The organism is Micromonospora mangrovicola (assembly GCF_047200535.1).
GTDB lineage: Bacteria > Actinomycetota > Actinomycetes > Mycobacteriales > Micromonosporaceae > Micromonospora.
Window position 1 is genome coordinate 1 of sequence record NZ_JBJZOG010000159.1, and the last position, 9,473, is coordinate 9,473.

Genomic DNA, 9,473 nt, shown 5'->3' on the forward strand with positions numbered 1-9,473 from the left:
CTTACAGCTTCTGGCTATGGGACTCGACACCAACGGGGTGGGCCAGCGCTTGGGCATGAGTGGGCACACGGTCACGCATCACATCAGCAAGATGCTCCGCATCGTCGATGCATACAACCGCACCGAGCTGGTGGCCCGGGCCTACGCCGCCGGCGTGCTCATCGCTGGTGCCTGGCCGCCGGAACCGTCGGGGCAGCGGTGCCTGCAGTCGGCCGACTTCGGACAACTCGAGTCGGTCGCGAGCAACCTGGCAGCCATCGCTTGATCCGCTGGGTGCTGGTTGACTCAGGCAAGCTTCCATGAAGCCCGAGACTGCAGGTTCCGTGCCAGATGTTGATTCCGGCGTCGCCCGAAGGCTTGCCGGATGTTTCGTGACAGGACATGGTGCTGATCATGGTGGATCCGCTCGCCGACTCCCCGGCTCTCCGAGACGCCGGCCTACGCCATAACCGCAACTGGCTGCTGATGTGGTTCGGGCAGGCGGTCAGCGCCCTCGGCGACTTCGTTTTCACGACCACGGTCGTGCTGTGGACCGGCACCGTGATTGCAGCCGACCAGGCCTGGGCCCCGCTGGCCGTTGGTGGTGTGCTGATCGCCGCCGCCGTACCGATCGTGCTGGTCGGGCCGATTGCCGGTGTGTACGTGGACCGGTGGGACCGGCGGCGGACCATGATGGTGATGGACGCGCTGCGCGTGGTCATCGTCCTCGCGTTGCTCGTCGTACCGGCCGTCGGCGACAGGTTGACCGTGGCCGCGCAGCTGGTCCTCGTCTACGTCGGCGTGGCCCTGTCCAGCGCCGCCGCCCAATTCTTCAACCCGGCGCGCTTCGGCCTTCTCGGCGCGGCCGTCGAGCCCGAGGATCAGGCCCGTGCCGGTGCGCTGTTCCAGACGTCGTACTCGGTCGCCGCGGTCATCGGTCCACCGATCGCGGCGCCGCTGCTGTTCTCCGTCGGCGTCCAGTGGGCCATTGGCCTCAACGCCGCATCCTTCGCCGCCTCGTTCCTGGCCCTGCAGGCGATGCGGCTGCACCCCGCGCCGCGCCCGGACGGCGACACCGACGCGGCTCCAGCGGGCGACGCGGTAGCGCAGCAGGCCGGCTTCCGCCAGGAGATGGCCGAGGGCTTTCGCTTCTTCGTCCGCAGTCCCGTGCTGCGCGCGGCCGGCACGGCGGTCACCATCGCCATGTTCGGCGTCGGTGCGCTCAACGCCCTCGACGTCTTCTTCGTCACGGACAACCTCGGCGTCGACGCCAGCTGGCTCGGCACCCTGGGCGGCGCGTTCGGCATCGGCTCCGTCGTCGGTGCCCTCATCGCCACGGCGGTCGCCACCAGGTTCGGCGCGCCGCGAATGTTCTGGACCGGCATGCTGCTCCTCGGGTTGTTCATCATCGCCTATTCGCGAATGACGTATCTTCCCGCCGCGATCGTCGTACTGGCCCTCGCCGGAATCCCCCTCTCCGTCGTCAACGCGGTCTCCGGTCCGCTCGTCCTCGCCGTCACCCCGGTGCAGATGATCGGCCGAGTGATGGCCGTCCTCACCCCACTGATGACCGTGGCATCGATGACCTCCATGGCCGTCGCCGGCTGGCTCGCCAGCACCCTGCTGCGCGGCTTCTACGTCCACCTAGGACCGGTGGCTCTCGGCCGCATCGATGTGATCTTCACGGTCAGCGGGCTGATGATCCTCGCTGGTGGCCTCTGGGCGAGTGGCCCTCTCCGTAACCTCGCATCGAGTGCGCCGGCGGCGGAGAGCTCGGCTCCCCTGGCGCCGCCAGCCGACAACGATCCCGACGCCGACACCGCCCGGATCTGAGTGAGCTGTTCTCTACCTGAGTAGCGCTGTTTCTCGACGCGCTAAAGGACGAGGATCGCGGCGAGCAGCGGCGTGGCGCGGGTGAGGGCGTCCATGATGCCGTGCTCACCGGTGGCGGTCAGGTCGTGGGTCGAGCCGGGCAACGTGGGTGAGGTCCACGCCAAGCTCGGCCATGCGGGTTTGCGGTGAGCACTTGGCCATTAGATCGCTGGGGTTGCTTCCGCGCTGCCATGGACGATGTGGTCCATAGAGGACGAGAGGCGTGATGCTGTTCCTGGGAGACGACTGGGCCGAGGACCACCACGACGTCGAACTCGTTGACGGCAACGGTGGCAAGCTGGTCCGTAAACGGCTACCCGAAGGCCTCGAAGGTGTCACCCGACTGCACGCTCTGATCGCCGAGCACATGCCGGCCGACTGGGCCGATCTCGACCCGGCCGAGGCAGCAGCCCAGGTGCGGATCGGGATCGAGACGGACCGTGGCCCGTGGGTGCAGGCGCTGCTCGCGGCCGGCTATCAGGTGTATGCGATCAACCCGATGCCGGTTGCTCGGTATCGGGAGCGGCATTCCACCTCGGGGGCGAAGTCCGACGCCGGCGACACGCACGTGCTGGCCGAGATCGTGCGCTTGGATCACGCCCATCATCGTCCGGTCGCCGGCGACAGCGCCGAGGCGGAGGCCATGAAACTGGTGGCCCGAACTCATCAGACGTTGATCTGGGACCGGTCGCGGCAGATGCTGCGGCTGCGCAGCGCGTTACGCGAGTTCTTCCCCGCCGCCCTGGACGCCTTCGACGACCTGACCGCGCCCGACGTTTTGGAGCTGCTCGGCCGCGCGCCGGACCCGGCTCGCGCCGCCCGGCTGTCACGATCACAGATCGCCGCCGCGTTGGGGCGGGCGAACCGCCGCAACATCGACACGAAAGCCGCCGACTTGCAGCAGCGGCTGCGCGCCGGGCAGCTGCGCCAACCAGACGCGGTTCAGGCCGCTTACGCGGCCGTCGTGACTGCCCAGGTTCGGCTGATCGCCGCGCTCAACGCCGAGGTCGAGCAGCTCGGGCAGGTGGTGGCCGACCATTTTGGCCGGCACCGGGACGCTGAGCACTACCTGAGCCAACCCGGCCTCGGTGTGGTCCTCGGCGCCCGGGTACTCGGCGAGTTCGGCGACGACCCACACCGCTTCACCGACGCAAAGGCCCGCAAGAACTACGCCGGAACGTCCCCGATCACCCGAGCATCCGGCACTCGCAAAGTCGTCTTGGCCCGCTACGCCCCGCAACCGAAGACTCAGCGACGCCGTCCACCAATGGGCGTTCTGCTCGCTGAAAGGCTCACCCGGCGCCCGCGCCTACTACGACACTCTCCGCGCCCGCGGCACCGGCCACCAAGCCGCCCTGCGACAACTCGGCAATCGCCTCGTCGGCATCCTGCACGGCTGCCTCAAGACCGGCACCGCCTACAACGAGACAACTGCCTGGGCCCATCTCCACCCCAGTTCTTGACAACGAAAAACATAGGATGTCTGCCGCGATCCGCGTGTTCGTGGCCGCCCTTCGGGCCGGGGCTCGGATCACGAGGGCGCGCCGACCGGCCTGGCTCCGCCCGCCTGAACCGTGGCGGCGGGAGCGGTGGTACGGTGCTCGAACCACCGCTTTAACACGAAGGCCCAGCTCAACGGGCAGGCCAATCGATAGATTCGGACGTATCACCATATGTCGAATTGTGGGCGATACTGGGATCGAACCAGTGGCCTCTTCGGTGTGAAGCAGGACGCTCCGCTGGCTCTGATGACCTGCGGAAAGGCAAGACCGCAGGTCGGGGCGCATGCCGTTGGGCGCCGTTGATGCGGTTGAAGGCAGTTCGCCGCTGTTCCGTGTACCCGGCTGCTCCCCACCCGCTCCCCGATTCCGCCCCATGTGGACCCACGGTCAGCCGGAGAGAGTCTGCCTAACGCGGGGTCGTCCGCCCGGCGGCATGGCGCAAGCGATCCGACGGCAGGTAAGCGAGTGCGTAGTCGACGGTAGGACATATCGAGAAACACCAGCATTCCGCCTGCGGGTGATCGAACGCCTCGCCGCCCGTAAACCTCGGATGACGCCCGGAAGCCTCAGTTCCCGGTGGAACCGGCAGCCACAACGATCGAGACGGGCGTGCCATGTTCGACGGTACGGGAGACGGTGCAGAGCCGGTCGTGGGACTGCTGCAGCGACCGGGGCAGCGCCTCGCGCGCCCTGTCGCCGTCCGCGCCCGACGGGAACGTCACGGTGAACTCGACCCTGAGGTTCTGCATCTGGTTTCCTCCGGCCTCGTCCCGGACCTTGTCGCCGGTGACTTCGACGGAGAACTGGGTCGGCTCGGCTCGGCGGCTGGTGATGTGGTCCACGTCTATCGCCGTGCAGCCGCCGATGGCCGCCAGAAGCAGCTCCACCGGCGTAAAGCTGCCGTCCTCGCCCGTGCCCATCGACATCGATCCGCCGCGGATATTCCGCACGACGTACTGCCCCAGGCTGGTGCGCTCGATCTCCACCGAGCGGAAGGTGTCCTCACTCATGACAGGAAACCTACCCAGGCCCGCTGGCCCCTGGGTCACCGGCCCGGCTGGCCGATCGGCCCATCCTCAACCGTCAAGTGACGGTCATATCAGGACAGCGCCGACCAGAAGTGCCGCGCCGGCGCGCTGTGGGCCCCCAGCGCGGTCGCGGCAAAAGGCTCGACCGGTGCGGTACGGCAGACGTGCCGACTACCAGTCGAGTAGGCGCACAGGCTTCAACAGACGCGACCTAAACCGCGCCGAGCGCTCACTCGGCGGCAGATCCTTGCACCCGATCTGGGTGACGGGTCTGCTGACCGGATCCGCTCATGGCGTGTCGGGTCAGGCACTGGAGGGTGCTGGGCCGCGGACGGCGGTGGGATCGGTGTCGAGGAACACCCGGATCCGTTCAGCGATTGCCGGCCAGTCAGGCCCGAGCCAGACGAAGTGGGTATGCGCGCGGCTCTCGACGAGTTGGGCGTTGCGGATGGTGCTGGCCAGCGACTGAGCGTGGGCGAACGGGACGCCCCCGTCGGTGCGTGTGGCGATCACCAGGGTGGGTTGATCGATCCGGGCGGTGACGTCGGGCGTGGCACGCAGATCGTTGAGGAAACCGCGGCCGGAGCGCATCTGGGCGAACAACGCCAGCAGCAGGTCGCGGTCCTCGGCGCGCAGTGCGGCCACGACCTCGCCCGCCGGTCGGGTCGAGAGGCGGCTCATCATCAGCCGCAGACAGACGTCGGGCGCCATACGAGCGAGCGCATGTATCCCGGCCCATGTCACGGCCTCGGTCCCGGCAGCGAACCCGATGTGCGCGCCCAGGCGAGTCCGGTGATCCGGAAAGGGCAGCCAGCCCACGGCACTGACCAGGATCAAACGCTCGACGAGGTCAGCATGCTGCGCGGCCATCGTAGCGGCGGTCGGCCCGCCACCCGAGACGCCGACAACGGCGGCGACCCGGGTGATGCCCAGGTCGGCACACAACGCCCGGACCACGTCCGTATACGCCTCCACCGGTCTGCCGGTTGACAGTGGAGTGCGGCCGTAGCCGGGACGTGAGGGCGCCAGCAGCGTGCAACCAGCCGCGGCGAACACCTCCTCGCCCAACGCCAAGCCGGCTCGCACGTGCCCACCGTGGAAGACCAGCACCACGGCCTCACCACGTCGATCCAACCGGTATTCGACCTGGCCGGCCGGCATGCATGCCACTGCCGTCGGTCTCACAAGGTCGGGCATCGAAGTGCCTCCAGGCGTAGCGATGCTGCGGCACTCACGCGCCGACCAGCCTTCCCGGCACATCCACCAGCAGCCTAGCCCGTTGCCCGTCAACGGCACGCCCCCAACCACTCCGATAGCCTGCCGACGATGGCACTGTCGCCGATTGACCGAACATCCTCGAATGCGTACGACCGCGCGGCAGCCGGGGCACCTACCCACGATGTGTAGCGCGCTTGGCCGCATGAGCGGTCATTCGTACGGCTGTATGCGGGCGGGCCTTACCGTGCTCAGCCTCGCCCACCCGGTCGGCATTGGCGGGCAGGTAGGGGTCGATGCCGTTGAGTGCAGTTCAGTGCCGTTGGGTGCGGTTGCGACGGCGAGCGCGAGGTCATCTGGCGGTGGCAGGTCGAGGAGACGGCCTGACAGGTGAACACGGCGCGCACACGCTTGACTCTTCCCGCTACTGGGGCGGGCCCGCGGGACAGCGGCCTACCCGGCGATCGGGGCCGGCCGCTTGGATGGACGGCCGGCCCCTCGCGGCGTCACATGTTGATCATGTGTCCGGCGAGCCCATGTAGGGCGTCCTTGACCGCCTCGCCTAGGGTCGGGTGGGCGTGCACGTTGCGGGCCAGCTCGTGCACGGTCAGGTCCCACTGCTGCGCCAGGGTCAGCTCGGGCAGCAGTTCGGTGACGTCCGGACCGATCAGGTGCCCGCCGAGCAGTTCGCCGTACCTGGCGTCGCTGATCAGCTTGACGAAGCCGACAGTGTCGCCCAGGCCGTGCGCCTTGCCGTTGGCGCTGAAGGGGAATTTCGCCACCCGCACGTCGTGGCCTCGCTCGCGGGCCTGCGCCTCGGTGAGGCCGAAGCTGGCCACCTGCGGCTGGCAGTACGTCGCCCGCGGGATCATGGTGTAGTCCAGCTCCATCGTCTCGGCGCCGGCGATCGTTTCGGCGGCGACGATGCCCATCGCCTCGGCGGCATGCGCGAGCATCAGCTTCGCAGTCACGTCGCCGATCGCGAACAGGTGCGGCACGCTGGTCCGGCAGCGGGCGTCGACGTCGACGGCGCCCCGTTCGGTGAGCCGGACCCCGGTCTTCTCCAGGCCGTAGTCATCGACGCGGGGCGCGAAGCCGATCGCCTGTAGCACCCTGTCGGCCTCGAGCACGCGCTGCTCGCCGCCCCTGGACGACACGGTCACCCGGACCCGGTCGTCGGTTTCGTCGATCGACTCCACCCGGGTCGACGTGAGTACCTCGATGCCGAGCCGCCTGTAGCGGCGGGCAAGTTCGGCCGAGACTTCCTCGTCCTCCAGCGGCAGCATCCGGTCGAGGAACTCCACGATCGTCACGCGCACGCCGTAGTTGTGCAGGACGTACGCGAACTCGACGCCGATCGCGCCCGCCCCGGCGATGACGATGCTCTCCGGCAACTCCGGGGAGAGAATCTGCTGCTCGTACGTGACGATCCGGTCGCTGACCGCGGTGCCCGGCAGCAGCCGGGTGGTCGCCCCGGTGGCGATGATGCAGTGGTCGAACGTGACGGTGTCGGTGCCGCCGTCGTTGCGGGCCACGGCCAGGGTGCGCGGGTCGGTGAAGCTGGCGCGTCCCTCGTACTCGGCGATCGCGTTATTCCTCATGAGGTACCGGACGCCCTTGGCGCGCCCGTCGGCAACCTTACGGCTGCGGTCGAACGCGGCACGGTAGTCGAGGCTGACCTGCCCGTCGACCCGGATGCCGTACGTCCTCGCCTCGTGGGTGACCAGGTGGGCCAGTTCGGCGTTGCGAAGCAGCGCCTTGGACGGGATGCAGCCGACGTTGAGGCACACGCCGCCCCAGTACCGCTCCTCGATGATGGCCGTCGACAAGCCCAGTTGAGCCGCGCGGATCGCGGCGACATAGCCTCCCGGACCCGCCCCGAGCACCACCACGTCAAAGTGTGCAGACATATCCCGATCCAACGCGCCGCCTTCACCCGCTGTCGATGGTGGCGGTCGGGGTGTGGCGACCGTCTCCACCGATAAGCACTTGCGGTGGCTGGCGGTTGTGGTGAGGGTACGCGGGTGACCTTGGAACCGGACCCGGTCGGTCCTGTGCCGCAGCGGCGTGATGTTGACGTCGCGCTGGTTCGTCGGCTGGTCGTGGCCCAGTTCCCGGAGTGGGCGGCGTTGCCTGTTCGCCCGGTGCCGGTTGGGGGGTGGGACAACCACACCTTCCGCCTCGGTGAGGACATGCTGGTCCGGCTGCCGAGCGCCGCCGCGTACGCGCTGGCCGTGGAGAAGGAACAACGGTGGCTGCCGGTACTGGCGCCGCATCTGCCGCTGCCGATCCCAGTGCCGCTGGCCCTGGGCGAGCCTGGTGCGGGCTACCCGCATCCGTGGTCGGTCTACCGGTGGCTCGGCGGTGCGCCGGCGAGCGCGGCAGCGATCGTCGACCTGGACCGCTTCGCGATCACGTTGGCCGACTTTCTCGCCGCGTTGCAGCAGGTCGACCCGCGGGGAGGCCCCACGCCGGGGCAGCACAACTGGTTTCGGGGCGGGCCGCTGCGCACCTATCACCGGCAGCTGACGCAGGCGGTGGAGAAGCTGGCCGACCGGGAGATGCGCGGGGAAGTCACCGCGATCTGGCGGGCGGCGCTGCGACAGGTGTGGGACGGGCCACCGGTATGGTTCCACGGCGATGTCGCCGCCGGTAACCTGCTGCTCGCCGATGGTGCGTTGACCGCAGTCATCGACTTCGGCACCTGCGGTGTCGGCGACCCGGCGTGCGACCTGGCGATCGCGTGGACGTTGCTGTCGGGGTCGAGTCGCGCGGCGTTCCGCGGCAGGTTGTCCGTGGACACCGGGACATGGGCGCGCGGGCGTGGCTGGGCATTGTGGAAAGCGGTGATCACCTACACGGGCGCAGCCGTGCCCGAGACCCAGGCAGCCGCCGCGAAGCACCTCATAGATCAGATCATCACGGACCACAGCCGCGAAGCGTGACGAGGTCACAGCGGCAAATGCGCGCGGTGAAGGCTGCGCTACCTCCGCAGCCACCGACTTTCGGGCCGTCTGTCTCAGGTCCTGAGGCGGCGTCGCAGTGAGTGCCGCAGTTCGTCGGGCAGACCTTCGATCTCCACCAGCGCGGGCAGCAGCTCTGGCTCGGTCAGGTATGCGCGGAAGGCATCCGCGATCGTCACGCCGTGGGCCGGCTGGTGCATCACGGTCACCGGGTCTCCGGCTTGAACATCTCCCGGCTCCACGACCCGCAGGTAGGCACCAGGCCTGTTCTCACGGGTGAACGTCTTCACCCACTGCGGCTCAGCCATCTTGGCCTGAAACGTGGCGCACGGGATACGTCCGAACGTCGGCTGTAGCACGAGGCTGTCGCCGATAAGCCACGTCTCGCCGATCACCGCGCCGTTCACGTCGACGCCCACCGTGGTGAGGTTCTCGCCGAAGACGCCGCCAGGCAGCACGCGGTCAAGTCGGGCCTCCCACCAGTCGTAGTCCTCCCGGGCGTACGCGTACACGGCCTGGTCGTCACCGCCATGGTGCTCGATGTCGAAGATCTGGTCGCCCACCAGACCACTGTGCAGCCCGGTGGTCTTCGGTCCGGGAGCGCGGACCGTCACAGGCCCGTCGACCGGCTGCTTATTGATGCCGGTGATACCGACTCGCTTCGCGGTGCTGCGCTCCGGCACGGCCAGGTTGACTGAAAGGATTTTGCCCATGGGCCGCAACCTATCGGCCGTCACGCAACGCCGCGCCGCATATCTTCGCGCGTACGAGCGAAGGAAGCCCTCGCCGCAGGCCGGACCGGCGTTCCTCCTGATCGCCAACACCCGCCCCCAAAGGCACGACCGCCACGCGAAGCCGTGACCGGCGCCGGGCGTCACGCGGACGTCCGACTGCCCCCAGCCGAACGCCCTGAA

Annotated in this window: 7 protein-coding genes and 2 pseudogenes; 4 read left to right on the forward strand and 5 right to left on the reverse strand. The window is 68.6% G+C overall.

The window, feature by feature from the left end:
* On the forward strand, nt 1-265 hold a 265-nt coding region (locus ACL02O_RS32410; protein WP_412821996.1), incomplete at its 5' end, for a LuxR C-terminal-related transcriptional regulator.
* A gap of 116 nt (nt 266-381) precedes the next feature.
* Nucleotides 382-1,812, forward strand: coding sequence for an MFS transporter (locus tag ACL02O_RS32415; protein WP_412821997.1), 1,431 nt, complete (start codon nt 382-384; stop codon nt 1,810-1,812).
* A 74-nt stretch (nt 1,813-1,886) separates the two neighbouring features.
* Here ACL02O_RS32415 and ACL02O_RS32420 read toward each other — a convergent pair.
* Nucleotides 1,887-1,976: pseudogene (locus ACL02O_RS32420) on the reverse strand (IS5/IS1182 family transposase); the annotation flags it as partial.
* 101 nt (nt 1,977-2,077) lie between these two features.
* Here ACL02O_RS32420 and ACL02O_RS32425 point away from each other — a divergent pair.
* A pseudogene (locus ACL02O_RS32425) lies at nt 2,078-3,314 on the forward strand (IS110 family RNA-guided transposase).
* 605 nt (nt 3,315-3,919) lie between these two features.
* On the opposite strand, the gene ACL02O_RS32430 reads toward ACL02O_RS32425, so the two are convergent.
* From ACL02O_RS32430 to lpdA, 3 genes are all read right to left on the reverse strand, one after another.
* Nucleotides 3,920-4,363, reverse strand: coding sequence for an OsmC family protein (locus tag ACL02O_RS32430; RefSeq protein WP_412821998.1), 444 nt, complete (start codon nt 4,361-4,363; stop codon nt 3,920-3,922).
* A 321-nt stretch (nt 4,364-4,684) separates the two neighbouring features.
* Nucleotides 4,685-5,494: an alpha/beta fold hydrolase gene (locus ACL02O_RS32435; RefSeq protein WP_412821999.1), complete on the reverse strand. Its 810-nt coding sequence runs from the start codon at nt 5,492-5,494 to the stop codon at nt 4,685-4,687.
* A gap of 608 nt (nt 5,495-6,102) precedes the next feature.
* Nucleotides 6,103-7,506, reverse strand: a complete 1,404-nt coding sequence (gene lpdA / locus ACL02O_RS32440) for a dihydrolipoyl dehydrogenase (RefSeq protein WP_412822000.1) — start codon at nt 7,504-7,506, stop codon at nt 6,103-6,105.
* A 114-nt stretch (nt 7,507-7,620) separates the two neighbouring features.
* On the opposite strand from lpdA, the gene ACL02O_RS32445 reads away from it, so the two are divergent.
* Nucleotides 7,621-8,541, forward strand: a complete 921-nt coding sequence (locus ACL02O_RS32445) for an aminoglycoside phosphotransferase family protein (protein WP_412822001.1) — start codon at nt 7,621-7,623, stop codon at nt 8,539-8,541.
* 74 nt (nt 8,542-8,615) lie between these two features.
* Here ACL02O_RS32445 and ACL02O_RS32450 read toward each other — a convergent pair whose 3' ends face one another.
* Nucleotides 8,616-9,272 carry an MOSC domain-containing protein gene (locus ACL02O_RS32450; RefSeq protein WP_412822002.1) on the reverse strand — a complete coding sequence of 219 codons (657 nt, stop codon included), beginning with the start codon at nt 9,270-9,272 and terminating at the stop codon, nt 8,616-8,618.
* Nucleotides 9,273-9,473: the final 201 nt, after the last annotated feature.

Excerpts from the sequence above, each read along its gene's own strand:
- ACL02O_RS32415 (WP_412821997.1), top strand. The coding sequence starts at position 382 with ATGGTGCTGATCATGGTGGATCCGCTCGCCGACTCCCCGGCTCTCCGA.
- ACL02O_RS32430 (WP_412821998.1), bottom strand. The coding sequence starts at position 4,363 with ATGAGTGAGGACACCTTCCGCTCGGTGGAGATCGAGCGCACCAGCCTG.
- lpdA (WP_412822000.1), bottom strand. The coding sequence starts at position 7,506 with ATGTCTGCACACTTTGACGTGGTGGTGCTCGGGGCGGGTCCGGGAGGC.
- ACL02O_RS32450 (WP_412822002.1), bottom strand. The coding sequence starts at position 9,272 with ATGGGCAAAATCCTTTCAGTCAACCTGGCCGTGCCGGAGCGCAGCACC.